This window comes from Falsibacillus pallidus, assembly GCF_003350505.1.
Taxonomy (GTDB): Bacteria; Bacillota; Bacilli; order Bacillales; family DSM-25281; genus Falsibacillus; species Falsibacillus pallidus.
The window spans coordinates 98,673-120,340 of record NZ_QQAY01000006.1; the positions used below are offsets into that span (position 1 = coordinate 98,673).

Below are 21,668 nucleotides of genomic sequence, written 5' to 3' on the forward strand. Positions count from 1 at the left end.
AGTTGCTAAAGAATTTTCATATCAAAAGTGGATTGAGCAGATAATAGTAGGGGAAAAGATGAAGAGGTGAGGGGAAGCGTGTGGGTTTTCAATTGATTGAAGCTTATATACCGGAAGAGCGGTTTTCTTCTATAAATGAAAATATACAGAAATTCAATCCTTTGGAGATTTGGACAAGGAAGGTTGATTCCGATTGTATACTCATTCGTCTTCTCGTTGATTCTACAGCCATTGAAGACATCTTGGACTACTTTGAACGAACTTCTGCCCAAGTGGAAGACATGGATATCCTGCTCTTCCAGGTGGAAGCGTACATCTCCAAAAAATACACTGCGGAAAAAGAAGAAAAGCATGAGGCCCATCTAGAAAGGGCAAGCAGGCAGGAATTGTATTCCAGCATCGAAGACAGCGCCACATTAAATGCAGGCTATTTCCTATTTGTACTGATTGCAGCCATTGTCGTCACAATCGGTTTGATCAAGAACAGTCCTTCCATCGTCATCGGCGGGATGGTGATCGCTCCATTGCTTGGACCCGTTGTGGGTGTTGCGTTTGCTTCCATCCTAGGGGACTTTAAACTGCTTAGGCGTTCTGTCCTCACAGTGATAGCGGGAATCGTGTTGTCTGCTGTCATTTCAATCATAATGGGGCGTTTATTTGGGGTTCCATTAAAAAGCGGTGAGTTTCTATCGAGGACCTCTGTAGCGATTTCAGATATCCTATTGGCACTGGCTGCGGGGGCTGCTGGAGCATTATCGACCATGAAGAAATTCCCGAGTGCGCTTGTCGGCGTCATGGTAGCAGTGGCCCTCATGCCTCCTGCAGCCGTGATGGGAATGTCAGCAAGCGTATTTTTGTGGCCGGAAACATTGCGTTCAACGGTGCTGCTTTCCGTTAATATCTGTTCGATTTTATTCTCAGCGGTTATTGTATTTTCGCTCGCGGGAATAAGGCCGGTGAAGTACGAAGACATAAAAATTGCCAATAACTCACGAAACTTTTCCATTATATTTGTCGGCATCATTGTCCTCTTGCTTTTAATGGAGGTATTATATTTAAATCATCTGCATTAACTGTCTTTTTAGTATAAACAATTCGCGAGAAATATGTTAAATTAATTGTAGTTAAAGCTTTGAAAACTATATAGTGTCCGCTGCAGGTGGACAAGTGTATTTTAAGCGTTTTCATAAAATATAAAAAATTCATGGAGGGATCACTATGTCAAGTAAAGCATTAGATCAGTTTTTAAATGAAAACCTGAATGATTTGAAAGAAAGAGGCCTTTACAATGAAATCGATCCTGTAGGCACACCGAATGGTCCTGTCATTAAAATCAATGGTAAAGAACTAATAAACTTATCTTCAAATAATTACTTGGGTCTCGCAACGAACCCGCGTATGAAAGAAAAAGCGGTGGAAGCTGTTAAAGAGTGGGGCGTCGGTGCAGGTGCGGTACGTACCATCAACGGAACACTCGAACTTCACACCCGCTTGGAAGAAAAAATCGCAGAATTCAAGGCTACTGAAGCTGCCGTTGCATTCCAATCCGGATTCAACTGCAACATGGGTGCCATTTCTGCAGTCATGAACAAAAATGATGCCATTCTTTCCGATGAATTGAATCACGCATCGATCATTGACGGCTGCCGTCTTTCAAAAGCGAAAATCATCCGTTTCAACCACTCTGATATGGATGACCTTCGCCAAAAAGCGAAAGAAGCAAAAGAGTCCGGCCAATACCAAAAAATCATGGTCATCACGGACGGCGTATTCTCCATGGATGGAGATGTTGCAAAGCTTCCTGAAATCGTGGAAATTGCAGAAGAGTTCGACTTGATCACATATGTCGATGATGCACATGGATCCGGCGTCCTTGGAAAAGGGGCAGGAACCGTTAAACATTTCGGTTTATCCGACCGTGTTGACATGCAAATGGGAACTCTTTCAAAAGCGATCGGAGTTGTCGGAGGCTATGTTGCCGGGAAGCAAAACTTAATCGATTGGCTAAAAGTGGCCGCTCGCCCATTCTTGTTCTCAACAGCTCTTACACCTGCAGATGTGACAGCCTGCACTGAAGCAATCACCATCTTGATGGAAAGCACTGAATTGCATGATAAGCTTTGGGAAAACGGAAACTATCTGAAGCAAGGGCTTAAATCAATCGGCTTTGATATCGGTAACAGCGAGACGCCAATCACACCGGTCATCATCGGGGAAGAAAAAGCGACTCAAACATTCAGTAAACGCCTTTATGAAGAAGGAGTCTACGCGAAATCCATCGTATTCCCTACCGTTCCAAGAGGGACAGGCCGTGTGAGAAATATGCCGACAGCTGCACATACAAAGGAAATGCTCGATAACGCCATTTCCATTTATGAAAAAGTCGGAAAAGAAATGGGTATCATCTAAATTTTATTTGAACGGTTTTAGCGACTAGGAGGAAATAGATTATGAAAAAAGTACTTGTGACCGGTGCACTCGGTCAAATCGGTTCTGAGCTTGTCACGAAGCTGCGCAGCGTGTACGGAGCGGACAACATTTTAGCAACGGATATCCGTGAAACGGACAGCGAAGTCGTAACCGGCGGTCCGTTTGAAACCTTGGACGTTACCGATGCTCAAAGAATGCATGACCTTGCAAAGAAATATGAGGTGGATTCCATCATCCACCTGGCGGCACTTCTTTCTGCCACTGCAGAAGCGAAGCCCCTTCTTGCCTGGAACTTGAACATGGGTGGACTTGTCAATGCGCTTGAAACAGCAAGGGAACTGGACTGCCAGTTCTTCACGCCAAGTTCCATCGGTGCTTTCGGTCCTTCCACTCCGAAGGACAACACGCCTCAGGATACGATCCAGCGTCCGACAACGATGTATGGAGTCAATAAAGTATCAGGCGAATTGCTTTGCGACTACTACTACCAGAAGTTCGGTGTGGATGCACGCGGTCTGCGCTTCCCTGGATTGATTTCCTATGTTGCGCCTCCAGGCGGCGGTACGACTGACTATGCAGTAGAAATCTATTATGAAGCCATCAAAAATGGCCGATACACTTCCTACATCGACAAAGGCACATACATGGACATGATGTACATGCCGGATGCCCTTAATGCCATCGTCGACTTGATGGAAGCTGATCCTGCGAATTTGAAGCACCGCAACTCATTCAACGTGACTGCGATGAGCTTTGAGCCGGAACAAATCGCTGCTGAGATCCGCAAGCACATCCCAACGTTCGAGATGGACTACCAAGTGGATCCAATCAGACAAACAATCGCCAACAGCTGGCCGAACTCCATCGACCCTTCTGCAGCAAAAGAAGAGTGGGGATTCAAGGCTGAATATGATTTAGCGAAAATGACAGCTGATATGCTGGACAAATTGAAAACGAAATTAGGATAAGATAATGGAACCGCCGGTGCAAAATGCCGGCGGTTTTTTATGCGTAATTAATTCCCGTATAGGTTGTATATTCCAATAATTTGATGGTTTATTGAAGAGAATGTGGCGAAATATTGAGAATTCCTGCTTTGATTTGTGAAGTGTGTCACATAGTGTTTGGTCTTCCCTATGGTGGGTATAGTCGAGTAAAAAGGGTGTTAACGATTGAAGAACCATCATACTTAATCATAGATCAAAAAGGCAGGTGACAAGATTGAGAAAACTACTTAAGCCAATGGGTTTATTGGCCATCGTTGCATTATCTACATTCCTTGGCGGGTGTCAGCTGACTGTTTTGGATCCAAAGGGTCCAGTTGCTGAGCAGCAGAAAGATCTCATTTATTGGTCCATCGGCTTCATGCTGTTCATCGTGGCCGTCGTATTCGTCCTTTTCTCAATTATCATTGTTAGATATCGCGAGAAGAAGCTTCCGGAAGGATATGAACCGCCAGATCATCACGGCAACACGTTTTTGGAAATTATTTGGACAGTCATCCCAATTCTGATTGTTATCGCCCTTGCTATTCCAACAGTCAAAACCATTTATGCATTGGATAAAGCACCGGAAGCCACTTCCCATAAGAAGCCATTGGTGATCCATGCAACTTCAGCTGAATGGAAATGGATGTTCAGCTATCCTGAGCAGAACCTTGAGACCGTCAACTATCTGGTCATTCCTGAAGACCGGCCAATCCTATTTAAATTGACTTCGGCAGATTCCATGTCAGCTTTATGGATTCCTTCATTGGGCGGACAGGAATATAACATGGCAGGAATGCAGACAGAGCTTTATCTGCAGGCAGACAAGCCCGGCATCTATGAGGGCCGCAACGCCAACTTCAACGGAGAAGGGTTTGCTGATCAGAAGTTTAAAGTAAAAGCCGTTACGCAAGAAGAGTACGATAAATGGGTGAAAGACAAGCAGAAGTCAGCACCTAAATTAACGAAAAAAGAATATGATCACTTGCTTCTGCAAGGCCACGCAAAAGAAATGACATTTTCATCTACCCATCTTCAATATGTAGACCATTCCAAGATGCATAATGCAGGCTATGCAGAGAAGATAAGAAAACAGTCGGAAAAACAACAAGATAAAGCGCACTAGGGAGGAGGAGACAGCATGAAATGGGATGAATTTTTTGTCACAGGCGACCCATTGATCTATGGAGCCGATGTTTCCATTGTGATGACCATGATTGCCATTGTGGCAGGATTGACCTACTTCAAGAAATGGAAGTGGCTTTGGACAAACTGGCTCACAACCGTCGATCATAAACGCCTTGGCGTCATGTATATCATCGCCGCAATCCTGATGCTTTTCCGCGGCGGTGTCGATGCCTTGCTCATGAGGGCACAGCTGACAGTGCCGGGATCAAAATTCCTTGCATCTCAGCACTATAATGAAATCTTTACCACACACGGTACGATCATGATCATCTTCATGGCGATGCCGTTTTTAATCGGGCTGATGAACGTTGTCGTTCCATTGCAGATCGGAGCGCGCGACGTCGCCTATCCTTATTTGAATGCACTAAGCTTCTGGACATTTTTCTTTGGAGCGATGCTGTTTAACATTTCCTTCGTCATCGGAGGTTCCCCGGCAGCTGGATGGACAAGCTATATGCCGCTTGCCGGGAACGAAATGAGTCCGGGTCCGGGACAGAACTACTATCTGCTTGGACTTCAAATTGCCGGTATCGGTACATTGATGACAGGAATCAACTTTGCCGTTACCATCTTGAAAATGAGGGCTAAAGGCATGGGGCTAATGAAAATGCCGATGTTCACTTGGTCTACGCTGATCACATGTGTCATCATCATCTTCGCATTCCCTGTGTTGACCGTCGCACTTGCATTGATGACATTTGACCGCTTATTCGGTACACATTTCTTCACCCTTGCGGATGGCGGTATGCCGATGCTGTGGGCAAACCTTTTCTGGGTTTGGGGCCATCCGGAAGTATACATTGTCATCCTTCCTGCATTCGGTATTTTCTCGGAAATTATCAGTACGTTTGCAAGGAAGACGCTGTTCGGCTATAGAGCGATGGTTTATTCCATGATCGCCATTGCCGGATTGAGCTTTGTCGTCTGGGTCCACCATTTCTTCACGATGGGTGCTGGATCTGCAGTCAATTCAGTCTTCTCGGTCACCACCATGGCCATCGCCATACCGACCGGGGTCAAGATATTCAACTGGCTGTTTACCCTCTATCGGGGAAAGATCAAGCTCACGACACCGATGCTATGGTCGCTGGCATTCATCCCGAACTTCGTCATAGGCGGGGTGACCGGGGTCATGCTAGCCATGGCAGCAGCTGATTACCAATATCACAATACGTATTTCCTTGTAGCGCATTTCCACTATGTATTAATTTCCGGAACTGTATTTGCCTGTTTCGCAGGATTCTATTTCTGGTATCCGAAAATGTTCGGACACAAGCTTAACGAGCGTCTTGGAAAAATTTCATTCTGGCTGTTCGTGGTCGGTTTCAATGTCTGCTTCTTCCCGATGTTCTTCCTTGGCCTCGATGGCATGCCTAGACGCGTATTTACGTATGGAGCAGGGGACGGCTGGTTCAGCTTAAATCTTGTAGCAACCATCGGAGGAGTCCTCATGGGTCTCGGATTCCTTGTCATGGTCTACAGCATCTACTACAGCTTCCGCTATGCAGAACGGGAAAAAACAGGAGATGCCTGGGATGGACGCAGCCTCGAGTGGGCTACACACACACCGGTGCCGCATTACAACTTTGCCGTCATCCCGGAAGTCACAGCATTAGATGCCTTCTGGGAAATGAAAAAAGAAGCGAAGAAAGACCAGTATAAAATTCAGGAATACAAACCGATCCATATGCCGAATAATTCCGGACGTCCATTTGTGATGTCGGTGCTGTTCTTTACAGCAGGATTCGGTTTAGTCTTCCAATGGTACTGGATGGGCATTGCCGGTTTAATCGGAATCCTTGCCTGCCTCGTTCTACGTTCATTTGAATATGACGATGGATACTACATTCCAGTCAGTGAAATAGAAGAAACAGAAAGAAAACTAGGGTAAAGGAGGCTCGAACAAAATGGATATGGTTCAAAATCATGATCAAAACACGCCGCTGGAATACCAGTCAGAGACTGGCCGGTTGAATATCCTGGGTTTTTGGGTCTTCCTTGGAGCTGAAATTGCCCTGTTCTCTACATTGTTTGCGACTTATTTCGCATTGATGAACAGAACAGCAAACGGCCCTTTACCCGGGGAGCTTTTCGAACTGAAAGGCGTCTTGATTGAGACATTCTTATTGCTGACGTCCAGCTTTACATGCGGGATTGCCGTCCATGAAATGAGAAGGAATAATAAGAAGGGCTTGATGATTTGGATGATCATCACCATTCTTTTAGGCATTGGATTCATCGGATTTGAAATATCAGAGTTCATTTCTTACGTCCATGAAGGAGCAACTCTTTCATCCAGTGCATTCTGGTCAGCACTGTTCGTACTGGTCGGGACGCATGGGGCCCACGTATCACTCGGTATTGGCTGGGTCACGCTCGTGTTAATACAAACATCCAGACGCGGGTTGAACCCCGCAACGGCTAAAAAGATCTTCATTACAAGCCTTTATTGGCATTTCTTAGATGTCGTGTGGATCTTTATCTTTACAGGAGTTTACTTGACAGGGATGGTGATGCATCATGGCTAGCCATACAGAAGGCAGATTCCCTTGGAAGCACTTGATCGGCTTCGTATTCTCGATTGTCTTGACGCTCATAGCCCTTTGGGTTGGATTGTACAGCGGCTTTTCAACGAAGATGATTATAACGTTCATTGTCATCCTGGCAATCCTCCAAGCCGTCATTCAATTGTTCATGTTCATGCACGTGACCGAAAGCGAAAACGGAAGATTCCAAACCGGGACGATGCTCTATGCAGCATTCATTGCAGTAGCAGTAGTCGCCGGCACCATTTGGGTCATGTCCTTCGGAGCGGACTACATGGGCCACGATAAAGATATGAAGAATATGGATCATAAAATGCAGATGAAGCATGAGAAGGATGAAGGGAACTAATTGAAATGAACAAGTAAAAGCACTGCCGGCAATTTCGGCAGTGCTTTTCTTATGGTTTCAGATCTTACTCAGCCAATCGATCAACTCACTCACCATTTCAGTTGTGAATTGATGATTAATATCTTTATGGATATGTAATTCTACATTCTCTCTTTTTTGGTCTTCTTTTAAATAGCCATAATAATCTTTTTGTCCTTCTATTGGGATGATCTTATCACTGTCCCCATGAATGAGCAGCACATGCGAAGGGCAGTTCTCTTTTTCCACAGGATCATAATCCCTTAGTGTCATCTCTAGTTCTGCTGGAATGCTTCCTCTCCCATCCATGCTTCTAAAAATGCGTTCTGTCAATAAATATGAGCCGGAGCCGTTAATATTGGCGAGTCCCAACAGGCCCAATTCACGCGCAAAAATCCCATTTGCGATGAACCCACCCATCGAACTTCCTACCAGCACGATTTCTTCTTTCTTTATATTTAATTCAGTAATAAGATCATTAAATTCATCAATGGTGTGGAAGATGATTTTCCAAAAATATTCTTGGAGGGTTTTCTGGTCGTAATGATTTTCTAAAGGCTCTCTTGTATCGTGATAGAGGATTTCAGGGACGATGACTTTATAGCCTTTTTCGAGTAATTCCTCTGCTAATTCCGTGTAGCCCTCTGCCCTGCCGCCCCATCCGTGGTAGAGGATCAAGGTTTTATAATTATAAAGATGATCTTTCGGTTTAAATGAAAAATATTTAAAAGATTTCATGGACATTTGCATTGTTATTCTCCCACATTCGTTCAGTTTAAAATTTCACTTTTTCTTCTTTTTTAAAAATACCAACCAATAAAAGTACAAATCCCAGTAGGAAGATTGGTGGGAAGATAACCCACATAATCATTGCTGCCCAACCATTCATCACAATAACTGCAGTGGTTAAGCCGATTGCAAAAGATAAAAATGGAGAAATAGCAAACATTAGCGTAATTCCCCAACCAATGAATTTTCTTTTATTCGTTTTTCCTTTGGTTAGCTGGTAAGCCGTTATTGCTCCTAGTATCGCAATCCCATAACCTATAATAAATGGCATTTTACCATTCCTCTCGACTTAATTTACCTTCTTTGTTAGTTACTCTTAAATTCCATTATATGTTATTTTATAAAGTGAATAAATAATTAATTCTGAAATTAATAATTGTTTATGACAGGAAACTTTTCAAAGTTAAATAACGTCACAGAGTTAAACTCTATGAGTCTAATAAGTTAGAGTGGATCATTTTTATTTGAAGAATATTTTCTAAAAGAAAAAGGAGGTATTGGATGTATAAAAGTCCATGGTTCATATTAGTTTCTATATGCATCCTAATATTAGGGGGAGCGGGAGTAATTACGAAAATCTATAGCAAAGGAGAATCTACAGAAAAATCATATACCCTAATTGAAAAATCCTTTGCTGTAAGTAATTCAAATGATGTTGCATACATACCTATGGGCCAAACCAAAAAAAAGATCCTAGTTTATGATATTAAGGACAATACAAAACGAAGTGAAATCCCATATAAAGGGGATATTGCCGACATGGTTTTCAGCAAGGACGGGAATACCTTATATTTTGCAGCCAATGATGTCATTTCAAATGATAAACTTTCAAGCTCATTGTATAAAACAAACCTGTCTTCCGGGGATACAACTAAAATTACAGAAGTTCCAGCAATCGTCATGAAAATTCAAGTGGATGCAGCCGAAAAACAAATCCTTTATATGAGGGCAAACCATTATATTGACCTTAAAGGGATAACGGGAGAAGTAAGAAGTAGCTTCGAGGCGTATTTACTCAATCTATCCACTCATGCCGAACAGCAGATAACACATTTTAAAGATAAAGAGATTACAGGTCTATCCTATAATTCAGGTGAGACAGGTGCGCTCATATCAGTAGACCATAGTATTTTGGAAATTCCATTTAATAATATAGAAAAATTAAATGAAGTATTTAAAGGCGACAATGTAATTTTTGATTTAGCGGCCATCCCCAATACCCCAGAAATTATTTACACACTGCCAGGAAAAGCTGGTCAGGGAGTTTATAAATATGAGTTATATAAGGTTAACACTCTGACGAATACTTCAGTTAAGCTTACAAACTCCAATCATGCAGTAAGTAATCCAATATTGAATGCGCGAAATGAATTATATTATGTAGTTGATAATCATTTCGGGGAAGGCAATCCAGAGTATCAGCTATACCATCAAAAGCTTAAGACAAAAATGAAACCTCAAAAAATAGAGTTGCCATCAATTAATATTAATTAAGTGAAGTGGAGTCCAGCCGTGTCTTCATCAATTTTGGTTTAAAGAACCCACTCTCACTAACAAAACTTTATAACGCCTTTAATAAAAAAGAAGCCGGCCCCTTCATGTTAGAAGGATCCGGCTTCTATGTTCTTAGCATGCTTATTTAATGAGGGTGAAGCGTCTCTTAAGTTTTTGTTCGCGAAGGAACGGCGCAGCGTATAAGTAGATGGCTGCCACGTGTGCATAAAGGAAGTTGGCAATAAATAATGTCCATAAAACGATATGTCCAAGCGTTCCCATGTCAGGAACAGCGACGTAGTAAATGAAAGACGCCCAAAGTGCGATGACAAATGGCGAATGGATGATTGCCCACTTCTTATGCTCAGCCCAAAGGAACAATGGAGTTGCAGTAGCGACAAATAAATAAACCATAAATACATCCATGTGTTAACACTCCTTTTAGTAAAGGTTTTCAATTATGGCGAAACAGAGAAAAGTTTGTGAACGTTTTGTTACAATTGAGTATAACATAGTATTCAACTATTTTCCAAAGGTAAGTACAAAGATTATTCTGAATATTTATTTTGGGTAAAAAGACTTAATGATGTATAATTAAGTCATTTAAACCTATTATTCTGCGGTTGGGGAAGATTTACTGTTAATGATATGATAATAGAAAATAGATAAACAATAGTCGCAGGGGAAAAGAGGGGTGCCGCTTTGCTGACGAAAAAGGGATGGGCAGCAGCTGCCGCTGGCATGATGATTGTTTTGGTATGCCAGATGTTTCTTGGATTCATCCATGAACGGAATGAAATAGAGTCATTTATTTATATTGTATTATCCATCATTTTAATCGGGGGCCTCCTTTATTTGGCGGTGAATGGGTACAGGCTCCTGGTAAAATATCAAGGGGTGCAGGGGGAAGAGAAGAGACTTTCTGCATTGATCGATTCCATGCCTGATTTTATGTGTGTGAAGGATGGCGAAGGAAGATGGCTCAAAGTAAACCAGTTCGGACTTGAGCTATATGAATTGACGCGCGTCGATTACTACGGAAAGACTGATTCACAGTTGGGAGAATACACGCCATTTTTCAAAGATGCCCTTCTCTACTGCATCGATTCGGATGAGGCCGCTTGGGAAAATCAGTGCCTGACACGGACAGAAGAATCGTTCTATCTCCGCTCCGGCGAGTTTAAAACATTCGATGTCATTAAAGTACCTCTCTATCATGAGGATGGGACAAGAAGAATCCTGATTACACTCGGAAGGGACATCTCCCAGCAGAAGAGGACGGAAGCCATGCTGCTGAAGAAGGAGAAGCTTTCGGTGGTCGGGGAGCTTTCCGCAGGCATTGCCCACGAAATCCGCAATCCGCTTACTAGTTTAAAAGGATTCATTCAACTACTCAATGAAACGGAAAACGTCACTAAAGAATATTTAACAATCATGTCCAGGGAAATTGACCGGATCAATCAAATCGTCAGTGAACTTCTTGTGCTTGCGAAACCCCAGAGCAGGATTCACTCGGAGTTCAAATTTAACGAAGCACTGGATTATGTCGTCAATATCATGAAGCATGAAGCCCTCCTCTTGGGTATTGCCATTACGATAAAAGCGGACGAAAAGGATGCTGTAATCTTTGGGGATAAAAACCAAGTGGTGCAGGTGCTGATCAATATCATCAAGAATGCTCTCGACGCTATGGGTCAAAAAGGCGGCGAAGTGACAGTGAAAGTAGAACATGTCGAGCAGAAATTGAAAATCTCCATCAAAGATCAGGGAGAAGGAATTCCTCCTGAGCGGCTGAAGCATCTCGGTGAACCATTCTTCACACTGAAAGAAAAGGGAATGGGCCTCGGATTGACCATCAGCAATAAGATCATTCAAGAACACAAAGGCTGCATCGATATAAAAAGCGAGTTGGGAATCGGAACTGAAGTCATCATCCAGCTTCCACTCTCGCAATAGTTTTGCTTAGGCTGCTCGGGTCGAAATGACTCGAGCGGCTTTTTTGTTGTGGAGAGTAGTGCTGCACGGCAGGGGCTGCCAATTTTCAAGGTTGGAGAGATTAATTTGTCCGGATGCGCCGCTATTTCGGTTTGGCAACCCCATTTAGCATTTTATTGCCCTGAAAAATGGAAAGTGGGGCGGTTGATGGTGAAAGTGCTGAGATAAATCCCCGAAGTGCGGCGGTTAGCCCGAAAAGCTGCGAGATAAAACGCCAAAGTGGGCCGGTCAGCGCCAAAAGTGGGGAGCAAAGGCCACCCGCGCCCGCAGCCAACCGAGCCTGATGCACAGCAGTCACTGGGACCTTCGCAGGATTTGTAGAATTTTTTTCATAACAGAATATTTCAAATATATTTCATATTCATTACGTTTGGTGGTAAAATTGGAAACAGATTGTCAGATTGGGAGGGTTAGAGATGAAAAAAGTACTAGATATAGCCATCCAATTCCTGCTTTCTTGCGCGGGAATCATATTAGTTGGTGCACTTCCTCCATTCATTGCAGGACTGCAGCAGAAGCACATAGATGGATCGTTATATTGGCAGTCGCTTAAAGATATTTTGTATTCACTTGTGCATTTAAATGAACTTACGTATATGTTTGTTGATACAGAACGGCCGTTGTTCCCGTATATGCTTGACCCGGTCTTTTATTCATTGACGGTTCTGCTTGGTGCATTCCTGCTGGCAATGGCCGTATCGTTGGCGATGACGATGCTGGTTACCATGCTGCCGCATAAACTTCGCAGGGCGGTTAAACTGGTTTTTTACATATTTGAATCGATCCCGGATCTGTTGATCATCTATGGAACGCAGCTTCTCGTCATCTTTATTTTTGAGAAAACGGGGCTGCTGTTGATGGATATCGCAGCACTGGATAAACAGAAGATTTATTTATTGCCGATCATATGCTTGTCGATCCTGCCGATGGTGCAGCTTTTCCGCCTCAGCATGATCATCTTTGAAGACGAATTGAATAAAGACTACGTGCTCCTTGCCCGCTCCATCGGGTTGAAAAAATTGTTTATCGTAGTCTTTCACATTTTTCCTAATGCGGTCATCAGTGTCTTTTTTCAATCCAAAAAGACAGTATGGTTCATGCTGTCCAATCTATTGATCTTGGAATTCCTATTCAATATGGGCGGGGTGACCCTGTTCTTGATGGAAGAACTTAATCCGAAGATTTTCACGATTACGCTCCTTGCATTCTTCTTCCCTATTTTCATTTTTTACACGGTGGTGGAATGGATCTTACAGCGGAAAGTGACAGGAGGGGGGACGATTTCATGAAGAGCGTATGGAAAAATCCTTGGTTTCTCATTGGGTTTATATTTATAACAGGAATCCTGATTGCCAGTTTTGTCTACTCGGGGGTAACGGACAACCAGGTTCCTAAATATCGCTGGATCTATGATGCGGATGGCAAGATCATTGGGGGGTCCCCGCAGCCGCCGAGCTGGAAAACGCCATTGGGCACGGATAAGCTTGGGTATGATATGTTTGCCAAAGCCATCATGGGTGCGAAGTATACCATCTTGGCGGCTATATCCGTTGCGGCATTGAGAATTCTCGTTGCAGTTCCAATCGGCATGGTGATGGGGGTGTATTTTAAAAAGGGGAAGCGGTATGTCAATGGTTTCATCGATTCGTTCCACTTCATCCCTTTTACCATCCTTGCATACTATTTGCTCCACCCGATCCTTTGGATGCCTCAAGGGGGCTTTCAGACGAGCATGTTTGAACGGATTGCCTTGGAAGTCATCATTCTGGCACTGCTTACCGTTCCGGTCATATCTGTGCTGATCAGCAATGAAGCAGGCAGGGTCATCGAGCAGGAATTCGTTCTGGCATCGAGGACGCTTGGAGCAGGCAAGATGCGTTTGATCTTCAAACACGTTTTTCCGGCATTAAGGGAAAAAGTATTTGTCCTTTTCGGCCAGCAAATGATGCAGACATTGATTGTCTTCGCGCATTTAGGCTTGCTGCAGCTGTTCCTCGGAGGGACGAAGGTCAGCTATGATCCGTATTTTGGAGATCCTCCCCAAACGATTTCAAACGAATGGTCCGGTTTGATCGGGGACACGTATAAGCTGCTTGAATGGATTCCATGGGTGCCCCTCACGCCGATTGTCTGCTTCGCTCTTACCATGATTGCCGTTTCCTTCATGATTGAAGGGTATGTACAGTCGACAACGGGGCATTCGCATTACTTCAAGAAAGGGAAGAGAAAGAAGAAGAAGCCTGAAGCTGCCTTGGCTGCAAAAGAAATCGCAAAACCGGAAGAGCTTCAGCTTTACCGCAAATCTTCATGATTACGGCCTCCCATTGCGGGAGGTTTTTTAGTTGAAAAAGATTTGCGTTTACCCATCTTTAATCAAGGGAAAGTAATCGAAATATAAGATTAATGGTTACCGGCAACTAGGAGGTTTGGCAATGAATGGTTATCGCTTATTGAACGACGAACAGTTGATGGATGCGTATTTAAAAGCTAAAAAAGAAAATCTTTCGAAGGATTTTATCAAGCTTTTAGAAGTGGAATTGAAAAAGAGGAGCCTGTTGGAATAGGCTTCCCTGCTATATAAAAAAGCTGCTGCAGGAGGCTGGATGCCCCTTGCGGCAGCTTTTTTGCTGTATAGGCAGATAACCTGCCATATACATGATTATAGGAAGAGCAGTCCCAATGAAATGACGATGCCGCTGACGACAAGAATGATGCAGCAGAATCCCATGATGTCCTTTGCTTTCAGACCGGCTATGGCCAATGCTGGAAGGGCCCAGAATGGCTGGATCATATTCGTCCAGGCATCGCCCCAAGCGACGGCCATTGCCGTTTTAGGAATGGACACTCCCATTGCTTTTGCAGCATCCAGCATGATCGGTCCTTGAACAGCCCACTGTCCTCCTCCTGATGGGACAAAGAAGTTGACGAGTCCTGCGCTAAGGAAGGCGAAGAAATGGAAGGTGAAGTCATTCGAGATCGATACGAAAGCATTGGACATGACTACGGCAAGTCCGGATGCAGTCATCATGCCCATGATTCCTGCGTAGAACGGGAATTGGATGATGATTCCGCTCGCTCCTTTGACAGCTGTGGAAACAGCGTGCAGGAAGCGCTTCGGTGTCCCGTGGAAAATGATCCCCAAGAAAAAGAATGTAAAGTTAACGATATCTAAATTTAAGTTAAATCCGTTTTTAGAAAGATACCAGCCTAAGAATAGGAGGCCTAAAATTCCCGCAAGCATGGACAGGACCACACTGTTTTCCATGCGCTCTGCCGGAGTGGCAGCACCAGCTTCCAGTGAAGCCGCAGAAAATGCTTCATCCTCTACAAGGATTTCCGGATCGACGGTTACGGTTTGATCCTTGGAAGGCATCATGGCCCGATTTAAAATGGGTAGGATAATGAAAAGTGCTAAAACAATGATCAGGTTATATGGTGCAAAAATGGTTTCGCTCGTAGGGATGATTCCGATTTTATCGGCGAATGGATGCCCCTTCGTCGCGATGGAGAGTGGAATGGATCCGGAAAAGCCCCCATGCCAGACGACGAATCCGCCGTAAGCGCTTGCAATTAACAGCCGGTAATCGACATTTTTAACCCGGCGTGCCAATTCTTTCGCAAAAAGAGCACCGATGACCAAGCCGAATCCCCAGTTGATCCAGGAAGCGATGATCGATACGACAGAGACAAGGACGATGGCTGCCCCTGGTGATTTCGCGGTCCCGGCCAATCCTCCCAGCAGCTTTTTAAAGATCGGACTTGATGCGAGGACATGGCCTGTGACCAAGACAAGGACCATCTGCATGGAAAAAGCCAGCAGCGCCCAGAATCCCCCGCCCCAGTATTGGACCATATCCATCGGGCCGCTGTCAGTGAAAATGAGACCCAATCCAAAGACGACGAAGGTCAGGATGATGACAAACAAAAATGGATCAGGCAGATATTTCTGCATGATGCTGTTTGAAAATTTGATTAGTGATTTCAATCCGTTTCCCCCTTTGTATAAATGGTTTTTTGGCCTCTGTCATTTGAATCAGAACAACGCAGAAAGCCATTCTATCCCCAATTGGAATATTTCTACAAAGAGAAAAGGAATCCTTCAAAAAGTTAGAAAATTTAGGTTGTTTCGTAAACATTGTTGTTAAAATCTTAATGCCGATTTTAACGTGACAATAGCTGTTTTGCGCGCTGAAATGGAGTATCCAGGCTCTTTACAAACATTAAGAAAAGAGCCTAATTTAAAAAACCTCTGCCTATATTGAGGCAGAGGGGACTATTCCAATATTTCTCCAGCATTGTGGAGGTCTTTTGACAATTGATCCGCCATCTCTTTGCCGAGGAGGTCACAGTAGCGTTCATAGAGCTGCTTCCAGCACTTTTTAATCTCGGGAAGAAGATCTTCCGCTTTCGAGGTGGGGTGGATATAAACCATCTTGCCCTCCTGTTTCCGTTCCACAAGCAGCTTCACTTCCAGTTTATCGACAAACCGTGTGCAGGTGGATGGAGCAATATGCAGCTTTTCACTGAGCCGCTTTTGAGTGAGCCCCGGTTCTTCAAGTGCCGCCATGATCAAAAAAGCATACGTGGGGGACAAACCGATGGGCGCAAACGATTCTTCTGCCATTTTCGTCATGATCCGGGATAAGCGGTTCGCGGAAAAATATAAGCAATTTTTAAAATAGCCGTCGAGCATGAAATCACCACTTTTTTAAATAATTGTACATACAATTATAGACCTGTTTTGCTTAGAAAACAATCAAACGGGCGATTAAAGTATATAATTGGGAATGGCAGTGAACAGTGCAGTATGATAGGAAAAAAGATAATGGGGGAAATAAAATGGGCATCAAAATCATTGAAGAACTATTTCAATCAAATGCCAATAAGGATCAGGCTCCGGCAATGGAAGCTTATATGAAAGGGCATTTTCCCTTTTTGGGCATCAAAAGTCCACTAAGGAAGGAGTTGGCGAAAACATTTTTTTCTGACACGGGCATCCATAAAAAGCCGTTTGACCAAGAGTTTCTCCTTCAGCTTTGGAAAAAGCCTGAGAGGGAATATCAGTATATGGCTCTCGATTATTATGGAAAATACATAAAGAAGCGTCCTAAAGAAGATATCAGCTTGATCGAATATTTAATAACACACAAATCTTGGTGGGATACTGTAGATAGCATTGCTTCTAACCTCGCTGGAGTTCTTGCCAGGAGTTACCCGGAATTGAAGGAAGAAGTGCTGAGGAGCTGGGGCACCCATGAAAATATGTGGCTGCGCAGGACGGCGATTCTATTCCAGCTTAAATACAAAGCATCAACGGATGAGAAGTTGCTTTATGAAATCATCTTGCAGAATAATGATTCCAAAGAATTTTTTATCCAAAAAGCCATCGGATGGGCGTTGAGGGAATACTCGAAAACGAATCCGGATTCGGTACGGTCATTCATTGAGAGTCATCCACTGGCGAAACTCAGCATCCGGGAAGGAAGCAAATATCTGTAAGTGCTGACGAAGGCATGGCGAGCGTCTATGTGTTTTCCGTCAGTCTGATAATCGTATCTTTTTTGAAATACCTGCCAGTCTGTTAAAATGACGGGGGATATCTTGAACGAATACTAAAGAGAAGGTGTGTACAGCATGATAGAATGTATTGCAACGGATATGGACGGAACATTATTGAATTCGAAGCAGCAAGTCAGCGAAGCAAACCGCCGCGCGATAATGGAGGCGCAGGAAAAAGGGATAAAAGTGGTCGTTGCCACAGGAAGATCTTATACAGAAGCAAGGTTTGCCCTTGATGAAGCAGGGATTGAATGTCCGATCATTTGTGTCAATGGAGCTGAAACCCGCAATCGAAAAGGTGAAGTCATCCATGTCAGCGGGATGGATGCAAAGGCTGCAGCTGAAGTTTCACGCCAGTTGAAAGATCATGGCATCTATTTTGAAATCTACACCAATAAAGGGACGTATACTGAAGACTATGAAAAGGGAATCGATATCATCATTGATATCTTTCAATCAGCGAATCCCCATGTCAGTGAACAGCAGATCAGGGATGCTGCCAAAAAGCGCTTTTCTGAAGGGCATATTTCAGTGATTGACCACTACCAGGAGATCTTTGATGATCCCTCTTATATCATTTATAAATTTCTTGCATTCTCTTTCGACGATCAGGCACTTGAAAATGCAGAAGGGCCATTGAAGGAGATAGAGGGGATTGCAGTCAGTTCTTCAGGGAAAGAGAACTTGGAAATCACCAATGTCCATGCGCAAAAGGGAATCGCCTTGGAGAAATTTGTGGAAGAGCATGGTCTCGACCTTTCCAAGACAATGGCCATTGGGGATAACTTCAATGATCTATCCATGATGAAAAAGGCAGGAAGACCCGTTGCGATGGGAAATGCCGCACAGGGAATCAAAGATTACTGTGAATTCCATACAGCAACCAACGAAGAAGACGGCGTAGCCAAAGCTATTTTTGAAGCAATGAAAGCAACTGTATAACCCATACGTAAAAATGCCCCGGCAGCCATTCGAGCTCCGGGGCATTTCCTACTTTTTTATACCGTTTAAGATAAAAGATATCATGTTTTCGATTTCCTTTTCATCGTTCCAATCGGCTTCCGGGGCCATGATGTGCCTCGCCAATAAGTAGCCGATGATGGTCGAGCCCAGCATCCGAACGACGGATTCTGGCGGCAATTCGATAATTTGGCCATTCTTCTGGTAATGAACGACGACTTCTTTCAGCCTTTCAAAAACCTTAAGGGCAATATTCTTTGTGAATTGCTCCTTCAGCTCAGGATGAAAGGGGATTTCCTGAACCAGGATTTTAATCATGTTCGTATTTTCCTTGGCAAACGCCTGCCTGTTCGCAATGATGGCTCTGAGAAAATCCTCAAATTCCTCATAATCCTTATCCAGCACCTTATTAAGGTCGCGGATGATGAAAGGCGCAATCAGTTTAGTCATGGTCGGTGCAACAATGGAAAATAGTAAATCTTTTTTCGTTTTATAATGACGGAAGATGGTGCCTTCCGCTACGCCTGCTTTTTTGGCAATTTCACTGGTGGAACTTGCGGCATAGCCTTTTTCGGAAAAAATCTCGACGGCCGCTTCCAGTATCTTTTTTTGTTTTTCCGTCACGCCATCCTGGTTTTCAATCAGCAAATTAAGCATCTGGTTTTCTTCAGACATGTCGATCTCCTCGTTGAATTCATTTACTTCCTTCATTGTACAATAATTGGCAGGAATCAGCACAATAGGAAAGGGTTATGATGTTTTTCTATATTTATTCAAGGCAAAGATGTTAAGCAGGATGAATACCAATGAAAAGCCGGTCAATACAAGAACAGGTGTAAGGATATCCGTGAAGGAGTATCCTTTGATCATCACGTCCTTCAGCGCTTGTGCCGCATAATAGAGCGGAGTGATCGGACCGATCCAGCTGAGCCAGTCAGAGATGGCATCCAAATTGAACAATCCCGAGAAAAAGATCTGCGGCACGATGACTAGCGGAATGAATTGCATCATCTGAAGCTCATTGCGTGCAAATGCAGATAGGAGGATGCCAAGCGTCAATGCTGTCAAAGATAGCAGGAGAATGATGATGAGTACATTAAAGAAGCTTCCTGTCATCATCATATCCAAAACATAGATGGCATATAAGGAAAGAAGTGATGCCTGAATGATCATGAAAATCCCAAAACCAATGACATAGCTGATGACCATCTCCCAAATTTTAATCGGGCTGGCAAGCAGTCTTTCCAATGTACCGGATGTGCGTTCTCTTAGGAAAGAAACGCCGCTGATCAGAAAGACAAAGAAAAAGCAGAAGAATCCGAGTAATACAGGACCGAATGAATCAAATTGCCCCATATCCTTGCTGCCATATACATATTCTACGGGTAATTTAGAAGCACTCATTGGTTGAAAAACAGGCATAGCATCCTGGATTTCTTTAAGGACGGCGCGGTTGCGTGATGGATCGCTGCCCTCCAGGACGATTTTCGGGTGTGGGCCGGAAAGTAAATAGCCATCCAAATCTCCATCTTTCAAGGACTTATCAGCATCATTTTGATTCTTGAAATCTTTGAATTCTGAACTGAGGGAGTCGCTTTTTTGCGCACTTTGTTCATAAACCACTCCTACTTTAGGTTTATAATCGCTGTTGTCAAATACGAGCCACAACATCGTCAAAATAAGGAGCGGGGCAAAAAGAATCAAGGCAAGCGTTCGTTTGTCGCGTAGGATTTGGCGGATAATCCGCAAGACAAATGCACTAATTCGCATGGTGGACACCTCCGGATAGAAGAAAGACTTCTTCAATGGAACCTACTCCATTGGATTGTTTCACGGCTTCAGGTGAATCATTGGCAATCAGAAGTCCATCTCGGATCAAGCCCAGCTTGTCGCAGCGTTCAGCTTCATCCATCACATGTGTCGTGACAAAAATGGCAGTCCCTGCATTCTTCAAAGCCTGAAACTGCTCCCATATGCTTTTGCGGAGCACTGGATCGATTCCAACGGTCGGTTCATCCAGGATCAATAGCTTTGGTTCGTGAAGAAGGGAGATGGCTAAGGAAAGACGCCTCTTCATGCCGCCGGAATATTGATGGATTGTCTTGGAAAGGTCATTTTGCAGTCCGACAATTTCCATGACTGTCTGTATCCGTTCTTTTTTTCTTTTGCCTCCAAGCCCATATAATGCAGCGAAGAATTCCAGGTTTTCTTTGGCTGTCAGGTCCGTATAAAGCGCATCTGATTGGGCCATATACCCGATGTTTACTAATTGGGAAAGAGAGGGCATCGTTGTTTGGTGAACTGTTATTTCACCGGATGTTGCTTTTTCAAGCCCCATCATCATTTTTACTAGGGTTGTTTTTCCTGAACCCGATGGCCCAAGAAGACCGTAGATTTCTCCCTCTTGAACTGAAAGTGTAATGTCCTTCAGCACTTCATGGGATCCGAACGATTTGGAAACGTGGTCTACGTTCACGATTGTGTTCATGATTTACCACCTCAGATTTTGTATGAATAATGATAGTGAGTGATTACTCACTTTTATGGTAAATCATCGACTTGCATTTGTAAAGTGAGTAATCACTCATTTCTCGAAAAATTTCTTCGACAAAAAAAGCACCATCCTTAACAAGAGTCAGGATGGTGCTTTAATTTACTTATTTGACGTTATCTTTATCCCATTGATAGCTCCAAAAGCGTTCAAATTGGAAGCGGTTCATGACTTCTGGGTCTTTGTTGTTCCACTTCTCTTCCATTTCGGCAAGCATCCAAGCTGTCTGGGAGTTGTGAGCCTTCATGGCACCGAGTTTGATATCCAGCACATGGCTGATGTCATTGCGGATATCGGGTGCTCCGAGGATTTCTTCGCATCCATTGGAAAAGGCAACGCAGTGGAGCTTCGTCCGTTCCTTCTCTGGCATTTGTCGTACTGCCCTTACAACAGCACGAGCAGTCGCTTCATGGTCCGGATGGACGGAAAAGTCAGGGTAGAATGTGATGATCAAGGATGGGTTCAGCTCTTCAATCATATCGCTGATCATTTTTGTCATTTTTTTATCATCTTCAAATTCAACCGTCTTATCGCGCAGCCCCATCATGCGCAAATCCTGGATGCCCATGACTTCGGCGGCTTTTTGTAGTTCTCTCTTCCTGATTTTCGGCAGGGATTCCCTCGTTGCAAAAGGAGGATTCCCCAGATTTCTTCCCATTTGACCTAATGTGAGGCAAGCATAGGTCACGGGAGTGCCGTTTTGGATATGGGTTGCAATGGTCCCGGAAACCCCAAATGCCTCATCATCGGGATGGGGGAAGACCACTAATACTTGTCGTTCTTTTTCCATTGATTTTCGCTCC

23 protein-coding genes are annotated in these 21,668 nt (G+C 43.8%); 14 read left to right on the forward strand and 9 right to left on the reverse strand.

Annotated elements, in window-relative coordinates:
- The first annotated feature begins 80 nt into the window (after positions 1 to 80).
- From DFR59_RS11665 to qoxD, 7 genes are all read left to right on the forward strand, one after another.
- Positions 81 to 1,073 carry a TIGR00341 family protein gene (locus DFR59_RS11665; RefSeq protein ID WP_114745820.1) on the forward strand — a complete coding sequence of 331 codons (993 nt, stop codon included), beginning with the start codon at positions 81 to 83 and terminating at the stop codon, positions 1,071 to 1,073.
- 145 nt (positions 1,074 to 1,218) lie between these two features.
- Positions 1,219 to 2,409, forward strand: coding sequence for a glycine C-acetyltransferase (locus DFR59_RS11670; RefSeq protein WP_114745821.1), 1,191 nt, complete (start codon positions 1,219 to 1,221; stop codon positions 2,407 to 2,409).
- A 41-nt stretch (positions 2,410 to 2,450) separates the two neighbouring features.
- Positions 2,451 to 3,398 (forward strand): L-threonine 3-dehydrogenase, encoded by a 948-nt coding sequence (locus tag DFR59_RS11675; protein WP_114745822.1) that lies wholly within the window; start codon positions 2,451 to 2,453, stop codon positions 3,396 to 3,398.
- Between the two features lie 253 nt (positions 3,399 to 3,651).
- Entirely contained in the window at positions 3,652 to 4,542 is an 891-nt protein-coding gene (gene qoxA / locus DFR59_RS11680; RefSeq protein ID WP_281269356.1) for a cytochrome aa3 quinol oxidase subunit II, read from the forward strand.
- 15 nt (positions 4,543 to 4,557) lie between these two features.
- Complete coding sequence (qoxB, locus tag DFR59_RS11685; protein WP_114745824.1) at positions 4,558 to 6,495, forward strand: cytochrome aa3 quinol oxidase subunit I; 1,938 nt, start codon at positions 4,558 to 4,560, stop codon at positions 6,493 to 6,495.
- Positions 6,496 to 6,511: 16 nt separating this feature from the next.
- Positions 6,512 to 7,132 (forward strand): cytochrome aa3 quinol oxidase subunit III, encoded by a 621-nt coding sequence (qoxC, locus tag DFR59_RS11690; RefSeq protein ID WP_114745825.1) that lies wholly within the window; start codon positions 6,512 to 6,514, stop codon positions 7,130 to 7,132.
- Positions 7,125 to 7,499, forward strand: coding sequence for a cytochrome aa3 quinol oxidase subunit IV (gene qoxD, locus DFR59_RS11695; protein ID WP_114745826.1), 375 nt, complete (start codon positions 7,125 to 7,127; stop codon positions 7,497 to 7,499). Before qoxC ends, qoxD begins: the two co-directional genes overlap by 8 nt.
- A 57-nt stretch (positions 7,500 to 7,556) precedes the next feature.
- Here the strand turns inward: qoxD and DFR59_RS11700 are convergent, their stop codons facing one another.
- Both DFR59_RS11700 and DFR59_RS11705 read right to left on the reverse strand, forming a co-directional pair.
- Positions 7,557 to 8,267, reverse strand: coding sequence for an alpha/beta hydrolase family protein (locus DFR59_RS11700; RefSeq protein WP_245948468.1), 711 nt, complete (start codon positions 8,265 to 8,267; stop codon positions 7,557 to 7,559).
- A gap of 25 nt (positions 8,268 to 8,292) precedes the next feature.
- Entirely contained in the window at positions 8,293 to 8,577 is a 285-nt protein-coding gene (locus DFR59_RS11705; protein WP_114745827.1) for a hypothetical protein, read from the reverse strand.
- Positions 8,578 to 8,807: 230 nt separating this feature from the next.
- Here DFR59_RS11705 and DFR59_RS11710 point away from each other — a divergent pair, with 230 nt between their 5' ends.
- Positions 8,808 to 9,800: a TolB family protein gene (locus tag DFR59_RS11710; protein WP_114745828.1), complete on the forward strand. Its 993-nt coding sequence runs from the start codon at positions 8,808 to 8,810 to the stop codon at positions 9,798 to 9,800.
- Between the two features lie 141 nt (positions 9,801 to 9,941).
- Here DFR59_RS11710 and DFR59_RS11715 read toward each other — a convergent pair whose 3' ends face one another.
- Positions 9,942 to 10,226 carry a spore morphogenesis/germination protein YwcE gene (locus DFR59_RS11715; protein ID WP_114745829.1) on the reverse strand — a complete coding sequence of 95 codons (285 nt, stop codon included), beginning with the start codon at positions 10,224 to 10,226 and terminating at the stop codon, positions 9,942 to 9,944.
- Positions 10,227 to 10,502: 276 nt separating this feature from the next.
- Between DFR59_RS11715 and DFR59_RS11720 the strand changes: the two genes are divergently transcribed.
- The 4 genes from DFR59_RS11720 (at position 10,503) to sda (ending at position 14,359) form a co-directional block, all read left to right on the forward strand.
- A complete protein-coding gene (locus DFR59_RS11720) occupies positions 10,503 to 11,756 on the forward strand; it encodes an ATP-binding protein (protein WP_245948469.1) in 1,254 nt (417 codons plus the stop codon).
- Between the two features lie 455 nt (positions 11,757 to 12,211).
- Positions 12,212 to 13,084: an ABC transporter permease subunit gene (locus tag DFR59_RS11725; protein ID WP_114745830.1), complete on the forward strand. Its 873-nt coding sequence runs from the start codon at positions 12,212 to 12,214 to the stop codon at positions 13,082 to 13,084.
- Entirely contained in the window at positions 13,081 to 14,106 is a 1,026-nt protein-coding gene (locus DFR59_RS11730; RefSeq protein WP_158538373.1) for an ABC transporter permease, read from the forward strand. The genes DFR59_RS11725 and DFR59_RS11730 overlap by 4 nt, the downstream gene beginning before the upstream one ends.
- Positions 14,107 to 14,227: 121 nt before the next feature.
- A complete protein-coding gene (sda, locus tag DFR59_RS11735; protein WP_114745832.1) occupies positions 14,228 to 14,359 on the forward strand; it encodes a sporulation histidine kinase inhibitor Sda in 132 nt (43 codons plus the stop codon).
- 95 nt (positions 14,360 to 14,454) lie between these two features.
- Here sda and DFR59_RS11740 read toward each other — a convergent pair whose 3' ends face one another.
- Together DFR59_RS11740 and DFR59_RS11745 are read right to left on the reverse strand one after the other, a co-directional pair.
- Positions 14,455 to 15,780, reverse strand: coding sequence for a short-chain fatty acid transporter (locus DFR59_RS11740; RefSeq protein WP_114745833.1), 1,326 nt, complete (start codon positions 15,778 to 15,780; stop codon positions 14,455 to 14,457).
- A gap of 288 nt (positions 15,781 to 16,068) precedes the next feature.
- Positions 16,069 to 16,488 (reverse strand): MarR family winged helix-turn-helix transcriptional regulator, encoded by a 420-nt coding sequence (locus DFR59_RS11745; protein WP_114745834.1) that lies wholly within the window; start codon positions 16,486 to 16,488, stop codon positions 16,069 to 16,071.
- 146 nt (positions 16,489 to 16,634) lie between these two features.
- On the opposite strand from DFR59_RS11745, the gene DFR59_RS11750 reads away from it, so the two are divergent.
- Complete coding sequence (locus DFR59_RS11750; protein ID WP_114745835.1) at positions 16,635 to 17,294, forward strand: DNA alkylation repair protein; 660 nt, start codon at positions 16,635 to 16,637, stop codon at positions 17,292 to 17,294.
- Positions 17,295 to 17,429: 135 nt separating this feature from the next.
- Positions 17,430 to 18,296, forward strand: a complete 867-nt coding sequence (locus DFR59_RS11755; RefSeq protein ID WP_114745836.1) for a Cof-type HAD-IIB family hydrolase — start codon at positions 17,430 to 17,432, stop codon at positions 18,294 to 18,296.
- Between the two features lie 48 nt (positions 18,297 to 18,344).
- Here the strand turns inward: DFR59_RS11755 and DFR59_RS11760 are convergent, their stop codons facing one another.
- The 4 genes from DFR59_RS11760 to bshB2 all read right to left on the reverse strand — a co-directional run bounded on the left by DFR59_RS11760 (position 18,345) and on the right by bshB2 (position 21,655).
- Positions 18,345 to 18,989 carry a TetR/AcrR family transcriptional regulator gene (locus tag DFR59_RS11760; RefSeq protein WP_114745837.1) on the reverse strand — a complete coding sequence of 215 codons (645 nt, stop codon included), beginning with the start codon at positions 18,987 to 18,989 and terminating at the stop codon, positions 18,345 to 18,347.
- A gap of 75 nt (positions 18,990 to 19,064) precedes the next feature.
- On the reverse strand, positions 19,065 to 20,084 hold the full coding sequence (locus DFR59_RS11765) for an ABC transporter permease (RefSeq protein ID WP_114745838.1): 1,020 nt from the start codon (positions 20,082 to 20,084) through the stop codon (positions 19,065 to 19,067).
- Positions 20,074 to 20,802, reverse strand: coding sequence for an ABC transporter ATP-binding protein (locus DFR59_RS11770; protein WP_211318553.1), 729 nt, complete (start codon positions 20,800 to 20,802; stop codon positions 20,074 to 20,076). Before DFR59_RS11770 ends, DFR59_RS11765 begins: the two co-directional genes overlap by 11 nt.
- Positions 20,803 to 20,971: 169 nt before the next feature.
- Entirely contained in the window at positions 20,972 to 21,655 is a 684-nt protein-coding gene (gene bshB2, locus DFR59_RS11775; protein ID WP_114745840.1) for a bacillithiol biosynthesis deacetylase BshB2, read from the reverse strand.
- Positions 21,656 to 21,668 lie beyond the last annotated feature (13 nt).

Coding starts and splice junctions, on each gene's coding strand:
- DFR59_RS11750 (WP_114745835.1), top strand. CDS start 16,635: ATGGGCATCAAAATCATTGAAGAACTATTTCAATCAAATGCCAATAAG.
- DFR59_RS11710 (WP_114745828.1), top strand. CDS start 8,808: ATGTATAAAAGTCCATGGTTCATATTAGTTTCTATATGCATCCTAATA.
- bshB2 (WP_114745840.1), bottom strand. CDS start 21,655: ATGGAAAAAGAACGACAAGTATTAGTGGTCTTCCCCCATCCCGATGAT.
- DFR59_RS11745 (WP_114745834.1), bottom strand. CDS start 16,488: ATGCTCGACGGCTATTTTAAAAATTGCTTATATTTTTCCGCGAACCGC.
- DFR59_RS11670 (WP_114745821.1), top strand. CDS start 1,219: ATGTCAAGTAAAGCATTAGATCAGTTTTTAAATGAAAACCTGAATGAT.
- DFR59_RS11755 (WP_114745836.1), top strand. CDS start 17,430: ATGATAGAATGTATTGCAACGGATATGGACGGAACATTATTGAATTCG.
- qoxB (WP_114745824.1), top strand. CDS start 4,558: ATGAAATGGGATGAATTTTTTGTCACAGGCGACCCATTGATCTATGGA.
- DFR59_RS11770 (WP_211318553.1), bottom strand. CDS start 20,802: ATGAACACAATCGTGAACGTAGACCACGTTTCCAAATCGTTCGGATCC.
- DFR59_RS11705 (WP_114745827.1), bottom strand. CDS start 8,577: ATGCCATTTATTATAGGTTATGGGATTGCGATACTAGGAGCAATAACG.
- DFR59_RS11730 (WP_158538373.1), top strand. CDS start 13,081: ATGAAGAGCGTATGGAAAAATCCTTGGTTTCTCATTGGGTTTATATTT.
- qoxD (WP_114745826.1), top strand. CDS start 7,125: ATGGCTAGCCATACAGAAGGCAGATTCCCTTGGAAGCACTTGATCGGC.
- qoxC (WP_114745825.1), top strand. CDS start 6,512: ATGGATATGGTTCAAAATCATGATCAAAACACGCCGCTGGAATACCAG.
- DFR59_RS11675 (WP_114745822.1), top strand. CDS start 2,451: ATGAAAAAAGTACTTGTGACCGGTGCACTCGGTCAAATCGGTTCTGAG.
- sda (WP_114745832.1), top strand. CDS start 14,228: ATGAATGGTTATCGCTTATTGAACGACGAACAGTTGATGGATGCGTAT.
- DFR59_RS11725 (WP_114745830.1), top strand. CDS start 12,212: ATGAAAAAAGTACTAGATATAGCCATCCAATTCCTGCTTTCTTGCGCG.
- DFR59_RS11700 (WP_245948468.1), bottom strand. CDS start 8,267: ATGCAAATGTCCATGAAATCTTTTAAATATTTTTCATTTAAACCGAAA.
- DFR59_RS11715 (WP_114745829.1), bottom strand. CDS start 10,226: ATGGATGTATTTATGGTTTATTTATTTGTCGCTACTGCAACTCCATTG.
- DFR59_RS11765 (WP_114745838.1), bottom strand. CDS start 20,084: ATGCGAATTAGTGCATTTGTCTTGCGGATTATCCGCCAAATCCTACGC.
- DFR59_RS11760 (WP_114745837.1), bottom strand. CDS start 18,989: ATGTCTGAAGAAAACCAGATGCTTAATTTGCTGATTGAAAACCAGGAT.